Annotated in this window: 21 protein-coding genes and 1 tRNA gene; 17 read left to right on the top strand and 5 right to left on the bottom strand. The window is 41.3% G+C overall.

All coding sequences use genetic code 11. The features are described from left to right. The first annotated feature begins 159 nt into the window (after positions 1–159). The 4 genes from leuA (at position 160) to FTV41_RS00955 (ending at position 4,288) form a co-directional block, all read left to right on the top strand. A complete protein-coding gene (gene leuA / locus FTV41_RS00970; RefSeq protein WP_179995937.1) occupies positions 160–1,857 on the top strand; it encodes a 2-isopropylmalate synthase in 1,698 nt (565 codons plus the stop codon). 93 nt (positions 1,858–1,950) lie between these two features. After that, positions 1,951–3,111: a homoserine O-acetyltransferase gene (locus tag FTV41_RS00965; protein WP_019836832.1), complete on the top strand. Its 1,161-nt coding sequence runs from the start codon at positions 1,951–1,953 to the stop codon at positions 3,109–3,111. After that, complete coding sequence (metW, locus tag FTV41_RS00960; protein WP_004974832.1) at positions 3,111–3,704, top strand: methionine biosynthesis protein MetW; 594 nt, start codon at positions 3,111–3,113, stop codon at positions 3,702–3,704. The genes FTV41_RS00965 and metW overlap by 1 nt, the downstream gene beginning before the upstream one ends. Continuing rightward, positions 3,701–4,288: a tetratricopeptide repeat protein gene (locus tag FTV41_RS00955; RefSeq protein ID WP_104852563.1), complete on the top strand. Its 588-nt coding sequence runs from the start codon at positions 3,701–3,703 to the stop codon at positions 4,286–4,288. The genes metW and FTV41_RS00955 overlap by 4 nt, the downstream gene beginning before the upstream one ends. 50 nt (positions 4,289–4,338) lie before the next feature. Here FTV41_RS00955 and FTV41_RS00950 read toward each other — a convergent pair whose 3' ends face one another. Next, on the bottom strand, positions 4,339–4,584 hold the full coding sequence (locus FTV41_RS00950; protein ID WP_257221887.1) for a cytoplasmic protein: 246 nt from the start codon (positions 4,582–4,584) through the stop codon (positions 4,339–4,341). A 131-nt stretch (positions 4,585–4,715) separates the two neighbouring features. On the opposite strand from FTV41_RS00950, the gene rdgB reads away from it, so the two are divergent. From rdgB to FTV41_RS00925, 5 genes are all read left to right on the top strand, one after another. Next, positions 4,716–5,342, top strand: coding sequence for an RdgB/HAM1 family non-canonical purine NTP pyrophosphatase (gene rdgB, locus FTV41_RS00945; RefSeq protein WP_004974822.1), 627 nt, complete (start codon positions 4,716–4,718; stop codon positions 5,340–5,342). Positions 5,343–5,511: 169 nt separating this feature from the next. After that, positions 5,512–5,736 (top strand): Sec-independent protein translocase subunit TatA, encoded by a 225-nt coding sequence (gene tatA / locus FTV41_RS00940; RefSeq protein ID WP_004974820.1) that lies wholly within the window; start codon positions 5,512–5,514, stop codon positions 5,734–5,736. An 18-nt stretch (positions 5,737–5,754) separates the two neighbouring features. Then, the gene (gene tatB / locus FTV41_RS00935) at positions 5,755–6,225 is read left to right on the top strand and encodes a Sec-independent protein translocase protein TatB (protein WP_167846331.1); all 471 of its coding nucleotides are present in this window, start codon (positions 5,755–5,757) and stop codon (positions 6,223–6,225) included. After that, on the top strand, positions 6,222–7,007 hold the full coding sequence (tatC, locus tag FTV41_RS00930; protein ID WP_004974811.1) for a twin-arginine translocase subunit TatC: 786 nt from the start codon (positions 6,222–6,224) through the stop codon (positions 7,005–7,007). The genes tatB and tatC overlap by 4 nt, the downstream gene beginning before the upstream one ends. Before the next feature lie 173 nt (positions 7,008–7,180). Continuing rightward, a complete protein-coding gene (locus tag FTV41_RS00925; protein ID WP_179995935.1) occupies positions 7,181–9,496 on the top strand; it encodes a PhoX family phosphatase in 2,316 nt (771 codons plus the stop codon). A 40-nt stretch (positions 9,497–9,536) separates the two neighbouring features. Here the strand turns inward: FTV41_RS00925 and FTV41_RS00920 are convergent, their stop codons facing one another. Next, a complete protein-coding gene (locus FTV41_RS00920) occupies positions 9,537–10,319 on the bottom strand; it encodes an NRDE family protein (RefSeq protein WP_179995934.1) in 783 nt (260 codons plus the stop codon). A gap of 93 nt (positions 10,320–10,412) precedes the next feature. Between FTV41_RS00920 and lgt the strand changes: the two genes are divergently transcribed. The 8 genes from lgt to msrA all read left to right on the top strand — a co-directional run bounded on the left by lgt (position 10,413) and on the right by msrA (position 16,761). Further along, positions 10,413–11,222 carry a prolipoprotein diacylglyceryl transferase gene (gene lgt, locus FTV41_RS00915; protein ID WP_179995933.1) on the top strand — a complete coding sequence of 270 codons (810 nt, stop codon included), beginning with the start codon at positions 10,413–10,415 and terminating at the stop codon, positions 11,220–11,222. Positions 11,223–11,361: 139 nt separating this feature from the next. Continuing rightward, a complete protein-coding gene (locus FTV41_RS00910; RefSeq protein ID WP_179995932.1) occupies positions 11,362–12,384 on the top strand; it encodes a hypothetical protein in 1,023 nt (340 codons plus the stop codon). Between the two features lie 117 nt (positions 12,385–12,501). Beyond that, positions 12,502–12,885 carry an AzlD domain-containing protein gene (locus FTV41_RS00905; protein WP_004974797.1) on the top strand — a complete coding sequence of 128 codons (384 nt, stop codon included), beginning with the start codon at positions 12,502–12,504 and terminating at the stop codon, positions 12,883–12,885. A 98-nt stretch (positions 12,886–12,983) separates the two neighbouring features. Then, positions 12,984–13,826: a thymidylate synthase gene (gene thyA / locus FTV41_RS00900; protein ID WP_179989937.1), complete on the top strand. Its 843-nt coding sequence runs from the start codon at positions 12,984–12,986 to the stop codon at positions 13,824–13,826. Between the two features lie 91 nt (positions 13,827–13,917). Next, complete coding sequence (locus tag FTV41_RS00895; protein ID WP_004974792.1) at positions 13,918–14,430, top strand: dihydrofolate reductase; 513 nt, start codon at positions 13,918–13,920, stop codon at positions 14,428–14,430. Between the two features lie 70 nt (positions 14,431–14,500). Beyond that, positions 14,501–15,556 (top strand): DUF4105 domain-containing protein, encoded by a 1,056-nt coding sequence (locus FTV41_RS00890; protein WP_179995931.1) that lies wholly within the window; start codon positions 14,501–14,503, stop codon positions 15,554–15,556. A gap of 153 nt (positions 15,557–15,709) precedes the next feature. Continuing rightward, positions 15,710–16,177 carry an META domain-containing protein gene (locus FTV41_RS00885; protein WP_004974787.1) on the top strand — a complete coding sequence of 156 codons (468 nt, stop codon included), beginning with the start codon at positions 15,710–15,712 and terminating at the stop codon, positions 16,175–16,177. A gap of 62 nt (positions 16,178–16,239) precedes the next feature. Beyond that, on the top strand, positions 16,240–16,761 hold the full coding sequence (gene msrA / locus FTV41_RS00880) for a peptide-methionine (S)-S-oxide reductase MsrA (protein ID WP_004974785.1): 522 nt from the start codon (positions 16,240–16,242) through the stop codon (positions 16,759–16,761). A 71-nt stretch (positions 16,762–16,832) separates the two neighbouring features. Here msrA and FTV41_RS00875 read toward each other — a convergent pair whose 3' ends face one another. The 3 genes from FTV41_RS00875 to FTV41_RS00865 all read right to left on the bottom strand — a co-directional run bounded on the left by FTV41_RS00875 (position 16,833) and on the right by FTV41_RS00865 (position 18,279). Then, a complete protein-coding gene (locus FTV41_RS00875) occupies positions 16,833–17,471 on the bottom strand; it encodes a fumarylacetoacetate hydrolase family protein (RefSeq protein WP_154320311.1) in 639 nt (212 codons plus the stop codon). 40 nt (positions 17,472–17,511) lie between these two features. Beyond that, a complete protein-coding gene (locus FTV41_RS00870) occupies positions 17,512–18,009 on the bottom strand; it encodes a YcxB family protein (RefSeq protein WP_096901373.1) in 498 nt (165 codons plus the stop codon). 193 nt (positions 18,010–18,202) lie between these two features. Continuing rightward, a tRNA-Arg gene (locus FTV41_RS00865) sits at positions 18,203–18,279 on the bottom strand. Between the last annotated feature and the right edge of the window lie 4 nt (positions 18,280–18,283).

Genomic DNA, 18,283 nt, shown 5'->3' with positions numbered 1-18,283 from the left:
TTAACATACAGATATTGGTTTACAAGTGCCATGATTCGACTTTTAGCGATAGTCTCCTGAAAATAGCTTGTAAATTGATAGAATAGACACAATCTATATTTATAGTAAGTTGCCGTTATCCACGACCGATGCAACCGCTACTATTCAAGGAGTTTTCACATGATGTTGGCAGATCCAAGTAAAAAATACCGTCGTATGTACCAGCGTGTCGACTTACCAGACCGCCAATGGCCAAATAACGAAATTACCAAAGCGCCAATCTGGATGAGTACCGACCTACGTGACGGCAACCAAGCGATCTTTGAGCCAATGAACATTGAACAAAAATTCAAAATGTTCCAAATGCTTGTGAAAATTGGTTTTAAACACATCGAAATTGGTTTCCCATCGGCATCTCAAGTTGACTTCGATTTCACACGTAAATTGATTGAAGAAGGTCATATTCCAGATAACGTGTATATTGAAGTATTGGTACAAGCACGTGACCATTTGATCGCACGTACTTTTGAATCTTTACAAGGTGCAAAACGTGCAATTGTGCATATTTATAATGCCAACTCGCCTACCTTCCGCCAAAAAGTCTTAAATGTAGATGTTGCGGGTGCCAAACAATTGGCCATTAACGCTGCAACCAAAGTAAAAGAATATGCAGCGAAGCAACCTGAAACTGAGTGGGTATTCCAGTACAGCCCAGAATGTTTTACTGCAACTGAATTAGAAGTGGCTAAAGATGTATGTGATGCGGTAACTGAAATTTGGGAAGCATCGCCAACCAATAAAGTGATTTTAAACTTGCCTGCAACAGTGGAAGTGTCTACACCAAACGTGTATGCAGACCAAGTTGAATGGATGCACCGTAATATTGAGCGTCGTGATGGCGTGATCATTTCAGTACACTGTCACAATGACCGTGGTTGTGGTATTGCCGCTTCTGAATTGGCCATCATGGCGGGTGCAGACCGTGTAGAAGGTTGTGTATTTGGTAACGGTGAGCGCACAGGTAACGTAGACGTTGCGGCAATTGCCTTGAACATGTACACCCAAGGTGTTGCACCTGAGTTGGATTTCTCAAACATCAACGAAATTATTGCAACAGTTGAAGAATGCACAGGCTTGCCAGTACACCCTCGTCATCCGTACGCAGGTGACTTAGTCTTTACTGCATTCTCTGGTTCACACCAAGACGCAATTAAGAAAGGTTTTGAGTTCCAGAAAAACGAAGAAATTTGGGATATGCCTTACTTACCAATTGACCCGAAAGATTTAGGTCGTGACTATGACGCAGTGATTCGTGTCAACTCACAATCGGGTAAAGGCGGTATTGCTTACTTGTTAGAATCGAACTACAACGTGACTTTGCCGCGTCGTTTACAAATCGAATTCTCGCAAATTGTGCAACAACGTACCGATGAACAAGGTACAGAAATTAGCGCAAGCGAAATCTGGAACTTGTTTAAAGAAACTTACGTTGCGGTAAAAGATGCGCAATATGCAACGCAAAACTACAAATTGTCTGATGAAAATGGCAATCAAGTCATTGAACTAGATGTTGTGGTAAACGGCGAAACGCAACGCTTACGCGGCGAAGGCAATGGTCCAATTTCAGCAATTTTGAATGCATTGCAATTGCCAATTGATGTCTTGAACTATGAAGAGCGCAGCATTAGCTCGGGCGCACATGCAAAAGCGTTGGCTTTAATTGAATTGCAAGTGAAAGGCACAGGTAAATCTGCCTTTGGTGCAGGGGTACATGACAACATCGTGACCTCATCTATTGATGCAATTATTGCCTGCACCAACCGCTTGATTGAACAAGGTGTGTTAAGCACAGATCAAGTGGTTGCAGCAGCAGTATAATCTTGCGCTAACATGTAAAAGCATTTTGAAAAGGATACCCCAAGTGGTATCCTTTTATTTATTCATCCTCAGGATTTAAGGCGAATTATTCCCGTGTCTTTTCCAGCTGACTCAGTAGGCATTGTTGTTCCAAAAAAATTCCAATTTGAAGAACCTTTAGAACTCGAATGTGGTCGTGTTCTGCCCCGCTTTGAACTCATGGTCGAAACTTATGGCACACTCAATGCCGATAAATCCAATGCGATTCTAATCTGTCACGCACTATCAGGGCATCATCACGCTGCAGGTTATCATCATGCCGACGATAAAAAAGCAGGCTGGTGGGATGCCTGTATTGGCCCAGGAAAAGCCATTGATACCAACCACTTTTTTGTGGTGGCCTTAAACAATATTGGTGGCTGCAACGGCTCTACTGGCCCAACATCGCCTAACCCTGAAAATGACAACCGTCCTTATGGTCCTGACTTCCCTTTAGTGACGGTGCGAGATTGGGTCAAAACCCAAGCCATGCTGTCTGATCGTTTAGGCATTGAGGTTTGGTATTCAATTATTGGCGGCTCTTTAGGTGGCATGCAAGCTTTGCAATGGTCGGTAGATTATCCTGATCGTCTTAAAAAATGCGTCATTATTGCCAGTGCACCAAAACTCTCCGCACAAAATATTGCTTTTAACGAAGTCGCGCGTCAGTCAATTTTATCTGACCCAGATTTTCATCATGGACGTTATTTGGAACATGATAGCTATCCAAAACGTGGATTGATTTTGGCGCGCATGGTTGGACACATCACCTATTTGTCTGAAGAAGCCATGAAACAGAAATTTGGTCGTGACTTAAAGTCTGGCAAGTTTATGTATGGTTTTGATGTCGAGTTTCAGGTCGAAAGCTATTTACGCTATCAGGGCGAACAATTTAGCCGTAATTTTGATGCCAATACCTATTTAATTATGACCAAGGCACTGGATTATTTTGATCCTGCACGTGAATACGAGCAATCCTTACAAAAAGCTATGGCGAATACAAAATGCAAGTTTTTAGTGGTGTCATTTACCACCGACTGGCGTTTTAGCCCTGAGCGTTCGCAGGAAATTGTGGATGCCTTAATTAGCAATCATAAGCCGGTAAGCTATTTAGATATTGATGCCGAACAAGGACACGACTCGTTCTTGTTCCCAATTCCACTATACGTGAAAGCCATGCGTGCATTCTTGGGTGGAACAGAACATCTTCAAGCAACCCCACAGGAGGCCGTGTAATGCGTCTTGATCAGCAACTTGCCGAAAAGTGGATTAAACCCAATTCTAAAGTACTCGATTTGGGTTGTGGCGATGGTGAACTGTTGGCACACATGAGCAAACAGCATAATATTCGTGCATACGGATTAGAAATTGATCAAGAAAAGATTGCAATTGCGATCAGTCGCGGGTTAAATATCATCCAACAAGACTTGAATTTGGGGCTTAGCCGTTTTGCCGACCAGTCTTTTGACTATGTGGTCATGGCACAAGCCTTGCAAGCAGTAGATGCACCTGACGTATTATTAAGAGATATGGTCCGTGTGGGTAAACAGGCAATTATTACCTTTCCAAACTTTGCGCATTGGAAGACTCGCTCTTTTCTTGCCTTAAAAGGAAAAATGCCTGTTTCAGACGCATTACCTTATATGTGGTACAACACCCCAAATATTCATTTATGTACGTTTCGTGATTTTGAGGCACTTTGTGCCGAAAATAATATTCGCATCATTAACCGACTTGCCGTGAATGGGAATCAACAAGATAGCTTACTCAGTAAGCATCTGCCTAATTTGTTTGGTGAAGTCGCAATTTATCGAGTGAGCGCTCTATGAAAAAACTATTATTAAGCACCACGCTATTGGTTGGACTGTTGAGCATTCAAGCCCATGCAGATTATGTTCCACCATCTTCTGTAGCAAGCCAAGCAGCACAATATTCTGTGATGGATATTAACGGCTTAACGAAAGCAGCCAAAGCAGGTCAAGCAGGCGCACAATTTTACTTAGCGACTAAATATCAACAAGGTAAAGACGTACAGCAAGACAGCCGTCAAGCGTTTGCTTGGTACAAAGCTGCGGCAGATCAAGGTTTATCTGCAGCACAATTGAATGTAGGCCGTATGTTGGCAGATGGCATTGGCACGAAAAAAGACGAAGTCTTGGCGCGTCAATATTTTGAAAAAGCAGCCAGTCGTGGCGACAACCGCGCAAGCTTTAACCTTGCCATGATGGAAGAGCAAAAGAAAAACTATATGGGTGCATATCAGTGGTATGAATTATCTACCCGTGATGGCATGCTCGATAACAAAGTGATTTCTCTGTCTGAAGGTAAGAAAACTGCATTGGCAGCGAACTTGACTCAAGAACAAATTCGTCAAGCACGTGACCGTGCTGACAAGTGGATTCAAGCACAATAAATTTAATCTCGCTTAAATTAACTTCATGCACCTTCGGGTGCTTTTATATTTTATTCAAAATAAGCCTGATGCATGGCCTGTAGCAGTTCAGGGCTGAATTCTTCTACTGCAGCAGAACCTAATACCGCATCTATACCACAATGCGGACAAATTGCGGTTTGCTCATCATCACACCAATCTTCAATTTCGCTATAAGCAAAAGTTTCCAGACAGTAAAAACAGCCAGAACGCTCACTTTGCTGCAATAATGTACGGTGCTGACTCGAATAACGGTAGATCTCTGAAATTTTGCTCATCATGATTCCCCTATTTTTTTTATAACTCAGCATAATTGGTATGTATTAAAACAAATCTATCTAAGATTAAACTTTTAAGTCTGCAAAATCCGTTAAAATATCCAAGATTATTTTGAATTAAGATCTGAATTATGGCTGCAACTGATTGGCGTGCTCAAGGTACTTTGGTTTTAGCAAGCAATAACAAGGGAAAAATTGCAGAATTTGAAACCCTGTTTGCGCAATTAGACTTGCCTGTGCAAGTGATTCCGCAAGGTCAACTAAATATTGAAGATGCTGTTGAAGATGGTTTGAGCTTTGTTGAAAATGCCATTTTAAAAGCACGCCATGCCGCAAAAATTTCAGGAAAGCCTGCCATTGCAGATGACTCTGGTTTATGTGTGCCTATTTTAGGCGGCGCACCGGGGATTTATTCTGCACGTTTTGCAGGCGAACATGGCAATGATGCAGCCAACAATGAAAAACTTTTGAATAAACTCAAACCACTACGTCAAGACGGCGCAGCAATTGAAGGTATGTTTGTTTGTGTTTTGGCTTTGGTTGAACATGCCGATGATCCATTACCACAAATTTTCCAAGGTATTTGGAAAGGCGAGATTTTAGCAGAAGCTCGTGGTGAAAATGGTTTTGGCTATGACCCGCTCTTTTGGTTGCCTGAATTGGGAGTGTCGAGCGCAGAAATGTCGAAAGCAGAAAAGAATAAAATCAGTCACCGTGGTCAGGCGATGCAACTGTTTAAAGCAAGTTTACAAGCTTAGATTTAACAGATGTGATTGATCTTACAGCCCGTTTTCAAACACGGGCTGTTTTATTTTCAAGCTTTACAAATCAGGTCAAACATCCCTTGTCGTCAAATCGCAACACATTCGTCACCGCATTGTCATACAGACCTGTTGAGATAGGCTCAACTATTGAGAGGTCTAAATCATGGCAGGATTATCTATTTGGCACGTGCTGATTTTTGCAATTGTGGTCATTTTATTATTTGGTACATCTAAGCTTAAAAACTTAGGTAAAGATGTAGGTGGCGCGGTCAAAGATTTTAAAAAATCAATAAAAGATGATGAGGCAGAAGCGGCGCAACTGAAAGAACCTCGTACGATTGAACATCAAGCCAATAGCAGTGATGTAAATTCGACTGTAAAGCATTAAGGCTGAGGGTTTGAGATTATGCTCAATATTGGAATGACGGAACTGCTGATTTTCGGCATCATTGCATTATTGGTGCTGGGTCCTGAAAAACTCCCTGAAGCAGCGCGTTTTGTCGGCAAGTGGTACGCTAAAATTAAACGTATGGTCAGTAATGTTCAAAATGACATTGACCGCGAATTGCGTTTATCTGAATTACGCGAGCAAATGCAGCAAGAAATGGCGCGTATTCAGGAACTTGAAGCAAAGATGCAAGCACAAATGCATGAAATGCAGCAAGAAAAAATATTTGAAGATATAACTGCAAAAAGCACACATTCCCCGCATGCCGTATCAAAAAATACCTTACAACAGCATCATTACACCTTGGTTTTAAATACTGAAAAAACCTCTGCGGTGTTACTCCCTAAAACTAAAATGACATCACATTCAAATTTATCTGCGCTACAACATACTACAGCGCCCTATACTGAAATGAAGGTTGCAGTATGAGCCAATCAAACGCTTCTGAGCTTTCACATTTGCCTGTGAAGGCAGAGCAAGCCGCATTAGAAGAAATGCCAATTACCAAGCACTTGATGGTGCTGCGTAATCATCTTTTTAAAATTGTAGGGCTTATTCTTGCCTTATTCTTCTGTTTATTGCCCTTTGCCAATAAAACTTATCAAGTATTGTCGGAACCATTACGTGCACAGTTGCCACATACATCAACCATGATTGCGACTGATGTTACCGCAACCTTTATGGCGCCGTTTAAACTAAACTTTTTTGTCGCGCTGTTCATTGCGATGCCATTTATTTTGTATCAGATTTGGGCATTCGTAAAACCAGCGTTATATGAAAAAGAAAAAAGTTTGGCGCTGCCTTTGCTGATCGGCAGTATTTGCTTGTTCTATATCGGAATTAGCTTTGCTTACTTTGTCGCCTTGCCATCCATTCTGCACTTTTTCATTAGCGTTTCCCCTGAAACAGTCGCCCCGATGACCGACATTAATAGCTATCTTACGTTTTGTTTGAAGCTGTTTTTGGTTTTTGGTTTTACCTTTGAGATTCCAATTGTCACACTTTTGCTGATTATGATTGGTGTCGTGTCTACGCAAACTTTGGTTGAAAAACGTCGCTTTATTATTGTTGGCTGTTTTTTTGTGGCCATGTTTGTCACACCGCCAGACGCTTTATCGATGATCATGCTTGCCATTCCGATGTGGATGCTGTTTGAAATTGGTTTGTTTTTTGGCAAATTAATTGAGAAGCGCCGAGTCAGTCACAGCTAATCTAAAATATTGAATTTTAAAAAGAAGCACATAGTTGCTTCTTTTTTTTGTGCGTGTAGATCACAACTGAACGGATTTAATCAGTTTGACACATAAGCTTAACCCGCATGTCATGTTTAGCCACTAATTTACATATAACTTTCAAACGACTAAGCAATTTGCTAGGAAAAAAAATGACTGATTTTATGCCTTACAATGAAGATCAAGAGTTAGATAATAACACTTCAGACAATACGCACTTTCGTGACATTCTAGAACAACGCATGAGCCGTCGCAGTTTAATTAAAAAAACTGCAAGCGGTGCAGCAGCTTTAGCTTTAGCTTCTTCTTTATCTGCATGTAGTGATGATGATGAAGATACAAATGCAACACCACCAACAAGTAAAGAAGAACCCAATACCAAGCCTGAAACATTAACATTTAAAGCTGTAGATAAAAATTTAAATGATATTGTTACTGTTCCTGAAGGTTACCAAGCAACTGTATTATATGCTTTAGGTGACTCAATCAATCCTTCTTATAGCAATTGGAATGCAGATGCAGATGTTCCATCTGGCCCAAGTTTCCAATTCCGCTCTGGTGACTGTCACGATGGCATGAGCTATTTTGGCTTAAGTACTAAAACTGGTCGTTATGATGAAAATGCATCAGATCATGGCTTATTGGTTTTGAACCACGAATATATCAACCAAACCTTCTTACATCCAAAAGGCGCAACTAAAAAGGATGGACGTCGCCCAGAAGATGAAGTGATTCGTGAAGTAAATGCACACGGTGTTTCAGTCGTTCATATTAAGAAAAATGCTGAAACTCAAGCTGTAGAGATTGTGAAGTCATCACCATTTAACCGTCGTATTACAGCTTCGACTGTCATGGATTTTGCAGGGCCTGTAGCTGGTTCTCCATTACTGCACACAGCATTCTCTCCCGCTGGTCGTCAAACTCGAGGCACACAAAATAACTGTGGTAATGGTTATACACCATGGGGCACTTATTTAACTGCTGAAGAAAATTTTATTGGTTATTTCCAACGCTCAGGTACAGACCAATACTCAGCCCGTAGTGAAGCTGAAAAAATAGCACTTAAACGCTATGGTTTAGGCTTAGAGATCTCTTATCAAACTGAAAAAAATGCAGACGGTAGTGTTAAACGTGATGCGAAAAACAACATCATTTATATTTTAGATGCTGATGGTAAAAAAATTCCAGAACGCGATGAGCAAGATCGCATCGTGTATTTGAATAAATCTTCACGCTATGGTTGGGAAACAGCAGAAGCTGGTTTTGAATCTCAAGACATGTATGATCGTTGGGCTGCTAACGTAACCAAAGAGTCTGCAACTCAAGACTATCGTAATGCGCCAAATACATTTGGCTGGATTGTAGAAATTGATCCATTCGATAGCCGCTCAAACCCAGTAAAACGTACTGCATTAGGTCGTTTTGCTCACGAAGACTGTCGCGCCAGCCGCGCAATTGAAGGGCAAAAATTTGCATTCTATATGGGCGATGACTCGCGCGGTGAGTACATCTACAAATTTGTATCAGATGCAACATGGGATCCTAAAGATGTGAATGGTGGCTATCGAGCTGGCGACAAATATATGAATTCAGGGAAATTCTATGTCGCTAAATTTAATGCATCAGGCACAGGAGAGTGGATTGAACTGGCTTATGGTAAAAATGGCTTAACCGAAACAAACGCTATTTACCCATTTAGCTCACAAGCGGATGTCCTTACTTTTGCTCGTCTTGCAGCAGATGCTGTAGGAGCTACAAAAATGGATCGTCCAGAATGGGTTGCTGTAAACCCTGAAAATGGTGAAGTGTACGTGACTTTAACCAATAACTCGAACCGTGGTTCAAGCTATGCAACAGATCCTGCAAACCCACGTAACTACACCGATCCTGAAGGTGGTAAAGGTAACGTCAATGGTCATATTATCCGCTTTAAAGAAGAGAATACTGCAGCAACATCATTTGAATGGGATATCTATCTATTTGGTGCTGAAGCAAGTATGGATCCGACAATTAACCTTTCTAATTTAAGCGATGCAAACGACTTCTCAAGTCCAGATGGTATGTGGTTTGACCCACGTGGTGTTCTTTGGATTCAAACAGATGATGGCGCATATACAGATGTTACAAACTGTATGATGTTAGCAGCACTACCTGGTCAAGTTGGTGATGGCGGTGTTGTAAAAACTGTTGGTGATCAAAGTACAATTGCTGGTGCTCAAGTCACCGATAAAAACTTACGTCGCTTCCTTGTTGGGCCAAAAGAATGTGAAATTACAGGTGTAACCATGACACCTGACTACAAAGCAATCTTTATTAACGTTCAGCACCCAGGTGAAGATTCAAAGAGTTTTGATGCGCCAAGCAGCCATTGGCCTGCAACACAAACTGACATGAACAATAAAACTGCACGTCCTCGTTCAGCAACGGTTGTCATCACCCGTAAAGACGGCAAAGCAATTGCTGGATAACATCCATAAATTAAAAATGCCGACATCACGTCGGCATTTTTTATGCCTCAATGTTCAACTGTTGCTGCACAATATCTCCCTTTTGCTCACCATATTGTGTTTTTTCCAGCCATGTAAATTGCTGCGCCTGCATACGTAAAAAATTGGAACAACGTGTACCGTAAAGTGGACTTTGAATAAAAGTCGATGACAACAACGCTTCCATCTCCAATGAAATCCCTGTTTGCGGTAACAATTCAGATGCAACTTTGCGTTCATCTTGCAAAATATCCCACGCCGCAGCATTTAGCTCTGCCGTTGCAAGATCAGGCAATTGCAGCATCGGTAAAAACTCCTGCGTAAAGCGTTTGCGTAAGCGTGCAGTTTTCTCCCAAGGGTCACTCATCAATCCATTCGACACCACATAAACGCCTTTGGCTAAAACCTGCGGCGCTTCTCCACGGTTACTCATATACACCGCTTGAGTGGTATCGCCCACAAATAAATTAAAACCTGCATATTCACATTGCTGTTTTTCTAAGGCTTGCGCAAAACGGATAGGTGTTTGCTCAGATTCTAAAAAAGCCTGAATAATATGCCCGCGTGAGGTTGGATATTCACGAACATCATTCGCATCACGATAATTGGTAATCACTGCCCAACGACCCGACTGAGTAATGCCCATCCACGTACCGCCCGATTCTAAATCCTGCCCTGCAACAATTGGACTATGAAGCCATGCTGCCAGTGCTGCTGTCGGACGCCGATAAAACTCATCCCGATTTGAAATCAAACACAGTGGTGTGTCTGCCAAGACCTGCCAAGCCAATGCCACAATACACATAATTTAAACTCTTGATCTTTACACATTGAATGTACAACATTTTTCATCACATTCAGCTAAAATCTGTGCAAAACAGAATCACAAGGAACAGGAATGCTCACCTATCCAAATATTGACCCCGTTGCTATTTCGCTCGGGCCTTTGCAAGTCCATTGGTATGGCTTGATGTATTTACTGGCATTTTTATTTGCTTGGGGTTTGGCAACTTATCGTGCCAAACAACGTGGCTGGACTTCCGACATGGTGTCCGACCTGATCTTTTACGGCGCTTTAGGCGTGGTGATCGGCGGGCGTGTCGGTTATGTCTTCTTTTATGGCTTTGAACAATTTTTGGCAAATCCGCTGTGGTTATTCCAAGTTTGGACAGGCGGCATGAGTTTCCACGGTGGCTTTCTGGGCGTGATTTTAGCCATGCTGTTCTGGTGTAAAAAATACAAAATGACGTGGTTTCAAACTCTGGATTTTATTGCCCCGTGTGTACCTACAGGTCTGATGTTTGGTCGTATTGGTAACTTTATTGGCGGTGAATTATATGGTCGCCCTGTGACCGATCCAAACTTTGCATTGGGGATGATTTTCCCAACCGATCCTTTGCAATTGGTACGTCATCCATCGCAGCTTTATCAAGCCTTATGCGAAGGTTTAATCCTGTTTGTTGTGCTGTGGTGGTTTAGTTCAAAGCCACGTCCACGCATGGCAGTATCAGCCCTATTCCTGATTGGTTATGGTTTAGCGCGCTTTGTTGTCGAATTTTTCCGCGAACCCGATCATGGTCAGCTCTTTATTGCATGGATGAGTAAGGGACAATTCCTGAGCTTGCCAATGATTTTGGTGGGTTTCTGGATGATGTGGTATGCCTATCAAAAGAAAATTTATGATTGGGGACCAAAGAAAACTCATTGAGATGGAGACAGTCATTAAGTAAATAGTACCCCAATAAATTTGGGGTACTATTGGCTAAAAAAATACCAGTCAATAAAACAAACTGCTAAGATCACAGTCTTATAAAATATTTTATTTTTTACTAAACGGTATGGAATCCATGAACAAAAAATCTTTTAAACATTTAAGCTTAATTTCAGTTGCAAGTATTACACTAACAGCCTGCGGTGGTGGAAGTGACTCAAACGGCTCTCAGACAAGTGCTTTACCCGATACAAATACACCAACAGTCCCTTCAAACCCTACTCAACCACCACATACTGCACAAAAAAACATTTTAACTTTTCCTGTTAGCCAGTTTGAAATTATAAGTATTAGTCTTGGTCCTGCTGCTATAATTCACTCTGTAGCAGAAAATACTAAGACTCAAATAAACGATGTTTTATCAGAAAGTATTCAATCTCGTTACACCCAAAACAATCAGTACAATTTCTCATGGAATTTTCAAAAAGAAAATATACTAACAAAAGATAAATTATATACTTCTAAAGATGGGGTTTTTACACAATATATTCTTCAAAATACTGATTCAAAAATCATACTCGCCTATGACAATAGCACTCCAAGTTTAACTAATACCATTACCTTTAAAAATATTGATCTCTCAAATGAGAAACTAAGCTCTGCAAGAGTGACCACAGACTTATTCAATAGGATGATAGATAATTCAGATACTAATTTAAATACAATTAAGAATGCTATCTCTGAATTACCAACCACCTTTGAACCTGGAGCTATTTGCCATCAATATTTGACTCAACAATTCAATCAACCTAATATTATTTTTGGAAATTTCAGCAGCACTCAAACGATTGAACAGTGGGTAACTGATGAAACAGCTAAAGGTAATACAGTTAAGCAAGACACATGGGCAAATTTTAAAGTTGCATATGTCACAAATGATTCCCATTTAAATCATCACCGCGACTTAGGTTATCGTACAGATGCCGCTATTACAATGGATGGTCAGTTATATACAGGACTATATGACGCAGGAAAACTCCAGGAAGCTATAGAAAATTATGACTCTTCCAACCAATTCTCTAATGGTATCTGTAATCTTTATAACAAGTCTGCAGCCAATACATTAAGAACAGCTATAGAAAAACTACCTACCCCATAAAATCAAATCTACTCTATTTAAAACTCAAAAATGAGTCACTCAGGCGAAGTCAATCTTCGCCTTTTTTGTGCTAAAGTAAAAATTCTAAATGTTCGTTTAAACAATTGAAGACTGCAAATGCTTGAATTTTGGTTTAACCCACAGGTTGCGGTCACAAAGAAAATTGCCCTGCTGATGGTGATCGCGCTGGTCACTGCAGCGGTATACTTCTTAGAACCCTTAAAGCTCGATGCGATTTTAATGTTTCTGGCCACAGGTATTGTTTTTTTAATTTGTCGTTACTGCAAAATTCATTTTACTGCACAACATCCCACAGGTTGGTTGGCACGACTATTGACTTGGATTCCACTGGCGTTGTTACTCGCAATAATTTTCATGCAGATTCAACACGGTGAAATTTTACTGTCGGGCGCTCAAGGCATTGGCTTTACCGCTTTGGCTATTTGCCTGTTTTCGCCGTTGGCTTTACTGCATCAACATCACGCTTCCGACACACAATAAAGTCACAACTTTAAAAACTCTGCTATTATTCTTTCTGATTTACTGGGCATCGAATTGCCCAAACAAAAAATATTTCTTTTGCTTGACCAGAGAACGCTATGCGCCAGTATTTAGACCTACTCCAACATATTCTTGACCATGGTGGCGACAAAGGTGACCGTACCGGAACAGGCACACGTTCAGTGTTTGGGCACCAAATGCGTTTTAACCTTGCACAAGGTTTTCCACTGCTGACTACCAAAAAAGTACATTTCCGTTCTATCGTAATTGAGCTGTTATGGTTTTTAAAAGGCGATACAAACGTCAAATATCTACAAGAACATAAAGTCAGTATTTGGGATGAATGGTCTACCGCAGAACAAACCGCGCGCTTTGGTCGTCCTGAAGGTGAACTTGGCCCAGTGTACGGACATCAATGGCGTAATTTTGGTGCAACACAAAAAGCCGATGGTCTGTATGAGCAAGATGGTTTTGACCAAATTGCATGGTTAATCAATGAAATTAAAACCAATCCAAATTCACGGCGTTTAATCGTGTCAGGCTGGAACCCGAAAGAAGCAGGTCAAGTTGCTTTACCGCCTTGCCATACTTTATTCCAGTTTTTTGTGCACAACGACAAACTCTCATGCCAGCTATATCAACGCAGTGCCGATGTGTTTTTAGGCGTGCCTTTTAATATTGCCAGCTATGCTTTACTAACCCACATGATCGCGCAAGTCTGTGATTTAGAAGTCGGAGATTTTGTCTGGACAGGTGGCGATACGCATTTATATGCCAACCACTTTGAACAGGCACAGTTACAGCTAAGCCGTGAACCACTGGCGTTATGTCAGTTAAAACTCAATCCTGAAATCAAAGATATTTTCGATTTTAAATTTGAAGATATTGAAATTGTAGGCTATGAGTCACATCCTGCAATTAAAGCACCTGTCGCTGTTTAATTGCCTGTTGCTAGATTTATCATCTCAACATTTAAATTGCCCCAACGTCCCCAAAAGATGCTTGGCAGACTAAGAAAATACGAGCCTAATTATGTCATTTCAAAATTTAGAAGTTGTACACGTAGTCGCTATGGATCAACAACGCTGCATTGGTCAGGGTAACCAATTGCCGTGGCATATTTCGGCAGACTTAAAACACTTCAAAGAAATCACCCAAGGTGGCGTGGTGATTATGGGACGCAAAACCTTGGAGTCGATGGGACGCACCCTGCCTAAACGTGTCAATTGGGTGATTACCCGCGACCCAAACTGGGCATTTGAAGGCACAAAAGTGGCGCATAGCATTGAAGATGCCTTGCAACAAGCCGTTGCCGATGTTCAAGCCTCAGAAAAACCAAACACTTTATTTATTATTGGTGGTGGTGAAATTTTTAGCCAAACTATGCCGATTGCTGACCGTTTGGAACTGACACATATTGAACTAGATGTTCAGGGAGATGCGCATTATCCTGCCATTCCTGCCGAGTTTAAAAAAGTGGCCTCAGAACAGCATGTCGATGAAAAATCAGGGATTGCCTTTGAGTTTGCCCGCTATCAAAAATAATGCTGACAGCCTTGGCAATATTTGATTATGATGACTTAAACGGAATTTAACTTTGCCTCAGGAATGGCGGATGCTGCATTTCATCTTCAGTTTAGGTGTCGTTCTTTCTTCTATTTGGCTCAGTATGGCCTTGTGGATTCATCAGCCTTTGGGTTGGTTAATGAGCCGTGTGCTGATTGGGACTTGGCTAGCCTTCACCCTCAGCATTTTGGGCATTTATATCACTCAGCATTTGCTCAGTCGCAATCAGGATATTTTGGTTTATCTTTTGGGTTTTACCTTGGGGCTGTTTTGGTATTTTGGGATGGATGCCAAGCAAGACCGTGACTGGAACCCTGAAGTAGTCCGTATGCTGCATTATGAACAAGTACAAGATCAGGTCACGCTGCACAATGTCCGCAATTTTGACTGGCATGCCGATGGTCGCTATACCGAACGTTGGGAAACCCGCCAATTTAACCTGAAACAGATTACGGGGGTGAATATCATCACCTCTTACTGGATGGGGCCAAAAATTGCGCATACCTTAGTCAGTTTTGACTTTGCCGATCAAGCGCCACTCACCTTTTCCATTGAAATTCGCAAAGAAAAACACGAAGAGTTTTCTGCGATTGGTGGCTTCTTTCGGCAATATGAACTCAGCCTTGTCGCTGCCGATGAAAAAGATATCATCTACACCCGCAGCAATATTCGGGGTGAGCAAGTTTATTTTTTCCCGATCCAGCTCAATCCACAAGAAGCACAAGCACTGTTTCAGGAATATCTGCATAAAGCCGATGCTTTAGCCGCCAAAGCGCGTTGGTATAATACGTTGACCAGTAATTGCACCACGCTACTGTTTGACATGATTCAGGCAGTATCTCAAAAACGTTTCCCTGCCGACTATCGTCTGTTTGCTTCGGGTTATTTACCCAATTATTTATATGATTTGCATGCGCTGGATCATCGTTGGGATATGCAAACTTGGTATCAACGTGCCCACATTAACCCACGTGTGGAAAACTTAAAAGATATCCACAGCCAAGACTTTTCCGCGCTCATTCGACAAGGCGTGCAGCTCGATTCTTCAGCAAACATCAGCACGCCTTATTCGCATCCGACTTATCAGAACAAAGTGCTGCCCTGACCTATTTTGGTCATTTTGCGCAGATACAATCAATTCAGAGAAAAAACCACACCATATCTTGGAAAAAGTTGCAGCAAACATACAAGTTTAACTAGAGCCACGGCGCATAATTTGTTTAGATAGCAACAATTTCAAAAAATTAGAGATCATTCCATGCTAAAAAAATACTTCGGGATCACCTTATTGGGTGCAATGATTGCTTTATCAGGATGTGAAACTATGCCAACTCAAACGAGTGCAAGCCAAATTAGCGCAATCAATCAAGCCAACTTAGTACAACGTACATGGACTGCTACGCAATTGGGCAACAGCATGTTAAAAACAGAAGCAAACCGCCAAAACTTGCCATATTTAAACTTTGATGCCGCCACACAAACAGTCACAGGTTCAGATAGTTGTAACCGACTCAGCGGTAGTTATGTCGCAGGACGTGACACCCTACAATTGGGGCAATTGGCAACCACGCGAATGGCTTGCTTAAATAACAACAACTTAGATCAGAAATTTCATGAAGCCCTAAATAAAGTGACGCATTATCAGGTCTATGGTAAAACCCTGAAATTGCTAGATCGCCATGGAAATTTACTGATTCAATTTGAAACACCAACGGCTGCACGTTAACGGCTAAGCCTAATAATAGACAGGCTTAAAATGGTTTATTCATAAAATATAAGGACAAAATCATGCAACAAGCATTGTTTGGTGGCGGATGTTTCTGGTGTGTCGAAGCCGTATTTTTACAACTGCAAGGCGTAGAAAAAGTCACCAGCGGTTATGCAGGTGGACATACCTTAAACCCAAGCTATGAAGATATTTGCCGTGGCGACAGCGGACATGCAGAAGTCATTTTGATTGATTTTGATGAGCAGCAGATCAGCTATTCACAATTACTTGAGGTGTTTTTTGCCACACACGACCCAACCACATTAAACCGTCAGGGCAATGATGTCGGCACACAATACCGCTCTGTGATTTATTATTTAGATGCTACACAGCAACAAGCTGCCGCCGAGATGATTGCAGCCTTACAAGCTGAAGGTGTGAATGTTGTGACTGAACTCAGTGCAGCACCTGAATTTTACCCTGCAGAAGACTATCATCAGAATTTCTTTGCCAAAAATCCAAATCAGGGCTACTGCAATTTTTCCATTCCACCGAAACTGAATAAATTACGCAGTAAATTTCAGCATTTACTGAAAGTATAACCATTGGATTTAAAAGCAAGTACAAAACGGTGATACTCATCTTTTGATGACATCACCGTTTACACCACTATTTATTTTACAAAAGTCGTCCAGACAAATGCCTGAGTACGTCCTTGTAAGGTCATCTTCAGCTGATCGCCCGACTGTAATGCTGCCACCCCTGCAGGTGTACCAGTCATTACCACATCACCAGGTTCTAAACTAAATACTTGGCTAATATCTGCCAACAATGCCGCAATATCAAAAATCAATAAACTGGTATCGCCTTGCTGACGTAATTCATCATTAATGTCCAAACGATATTGCACGTTTTTCCAGTCCTGAATTTCCGATACATCCACCCAATCTGCCAACACACAAGAACCGTCAAACGCTTTGGCTCGTTCCCACGGCTGTCCTTTTTTCTTAAGTTCATCCTGCAATTCACGCAAAGTTAAATCCAAGCCCAAAGTCACTGCACTTACAGCATCCAATACTTTGGCAGGATCTGTGTCTGCATTTAAAGGCTGGTCAATGCGTAAACTCAATTCACATTCATAGTGACAATTGCCCCAGACCTTATTCCACGTAATCCCATCACTTAAACTGCGTAAACTGCTTGGCGGTTTAATAAATAACACAGGATGATCAGGTACAGCATTACCTAATTCTTTGGCATGGTCTGCATAACTGCGACCGACACAGACAATTTTAGATGGACGTGTACTCATGATCATCCTCGAATAACTCGTAAATTGGGAAAATTAGAACTTACTTTTTAAAAGTATTTTCAAAAACCGTTTGTTCTGCAGGCAGATTAAATGCACGTTTCGGTACAATCACCACTGTACGATTTTTTAATTCCAGCATATAGGTGAGTTTACCCACAGCGAAATTTTGCACCTCGTTATAATGAAATACCTGTTTACGACCATTGGCATACAGCTCGGCATAGTCCTGAAATAAATCAATGCCTTGCTCGCTTTTTCCAAATTGGTATTTTACAAACTGGCGTTTAAACATCATTGGCAAAAACCAATAACGCATTAAAGTTTGCAAGATTAAAAAGAAAGCACCGAGTGCAACATAATAGCGACCTACCCCATCGAAGCCCAAATAAAAGCCCCAAGCAATAATCGCCACACTAATCAACGGTGTAATAAAACGGGTAAATTGTTTTTTACCAAAAGTCGCAAGGGCAAAGCCGTCTTGAGATTCTTCTAAATTTAAAAAATAGCGCAAAGACAATGCTGGCTGCGTGTCAGACATAAGCTCATCATCAAGTCATTCAAATTGAGCTAAATCTTACACTAGATTGAGCACTTTCCTTATTTTTTTCGTGTTTATTCGCTCAAAGCCAGACGTAAAACAATGGTCATGCTTTTGACACAAAAATTTCATCATTTTTAGATAGTGTAGATGCAAAAAAACCGCATCAAAAGTGCGGTTTTTTATTTCAAGTTGGTGCGCTCAGAGAGATTCGAACTCCCGACCCCTTAGTTCGTAGCCAAGTGCTCTATCCAGCTGAGCTATGAGCGCGACG

The organism is Acinetobacter sp. YH16051 (assembly GCF_013417135.1).
GTDB classification, from domain to species: Bacteria; Pseudomonadota; Gammaproteobacteria; order Pseudomonadales; family Moraxellaceae; genus Acinetobacter; species Acinetobacter towneri.
Note: the sequence above shows the minus strand (reverse complement) of the source record. Positions and strands in the feature narration are given on the sequence as shown.

Bases quoted from the DNA above. Each gene is read 5' to 3' on its own strand.
- leuA (WP_179995937.1), top strand. From the start codon at position 160: ATGATGTTGGCAGATCCAAGTAAAAAATACCGTCGTATGTACCAGCGT.
- metW (WP_004974832.1), top strand. From the start codon at position 3,111: ATGCGTCTTGATCAGCAACTTGCCGAAAAGTGGATTAAACCCAATTCT.
- FTV41_RS00955 (WP_104852563.1), top strand. From the start codon at position 3,701: ATGAAAAAACTATTATTAAGCACCACGCTATTGGTTGGACTGTTGAGC.
- FTV41_RS00950 (WP_257221887.1), bottom strand. From the start codon at position 4,584: ATGAGCAAAATTTCAGAGATCTACCGTTATTCGAGTCAGCACCGTACA.
- rdgB (WP_004974822.1), top strand. From the start codon at position 4,716: ATGGCTGCAACTGATTGGCGTGCTCAAGGTACTTTGGTTTTAGCAAGC.
- tatA (WP_004974820.1), top strand. From the start codon at position 5,512: ATGGCAGGATTATCTATTTGGCACGTGCTGATTTTTGCAATTGTGGTC.
- tatB (WP_167846331.1), top strand. From the start codon at position 5,755: ATGCTCAATATTGGAATGACGGAACTGCTGATTTTCGGCATCATTGCA.
- tatC (WP_004974811.1), top strand. From the start codon at position 6,222: ATGAGCCAATCAAACGCTTCTGAGCTTTCACATTTGCCTGTGAAGGCA.
- FTV41_RS00925 (WP_179995935.1), top strand. From the start codon at position 7,181: ATGACTGATTTTATGCCTTACAATGAAGATCAAGAGTTAGATAATAAC.
- FTV41_RS00920 (WP_179995934.1), bottom strand. From the start codon at position 10,319: ATGTGTATTGTGGCATTGGCTTGGCAGGTCTTGGCAGACACACCACTG.
- lgt (WP_179995933.1), top strand. From the start codon at position 10,413: ATGCTCACCTATCCAAATATTGACCCCGTTGCTATTTCGCTCGGGCCT.
- FTV41_RS00910 (WP_179995932.1), top strand. From the start codon at position 11,362: ATGAACAAAAAATCTTTTAAACATTTAAGCTTAATTTCAGTTGCAAGT.
- FTV41_RS00905 (WP_004974797.1), top strand. From the start codon at position 12,502: ATGCTTGAATTTTGGTTTAACCCACAGGTTGCGGTCACAAAGAAAATT.
- thyA (WP_179989937.1), top strand. From the start codon at position 12,984: ATGCGCCAGTATTTAGACCTACTCCAACATATTCTTGACCATGGTGGC.
- FTV41_RS00895 (WP_004974792.1), top strand. From the start codon at position 13,918: ATGTCATTTCAAAATTTAGAAGTTGTACACGTAGTCGCTATGGATCAA.
- FTV41_RS00890 (WP_179995931.1), top strand. From the start codon at position 14,501: ATGCTGCATTTCATCTTCAGTTTAGGTGTCGTTCTTTCTTCTATTTGG.
- FTV41_RS00885 (WP_004974787.1), top strand. From the start codon at position 15,710: ATGCTAAAAAAATACTTCGGGATCACCTTATTGGGTGCAATGATTGCT.
- msrA (WP_004974785.1), top strand. From the start codon at position 16,240: ATGCAACAAGCATTGTTTGGTGGCGGATGTTTCTGGTGTGTCGAAGCC.
- FTV41_RS00875 (WP_154320311.1), bottom strand. From the start codon at position 17,471: ATGAGTACACGTCCATCTAAAATTGTCTGTGTCGGTCGCAGTTATGCA.
- FTV41_RS00870 (WP_096901373.1), bottom strand. From the start codon at position 18,009: ATGTCTGACACGCAGCCAGCATTGTCTTTGCGCTATTTTTTAAATTTA.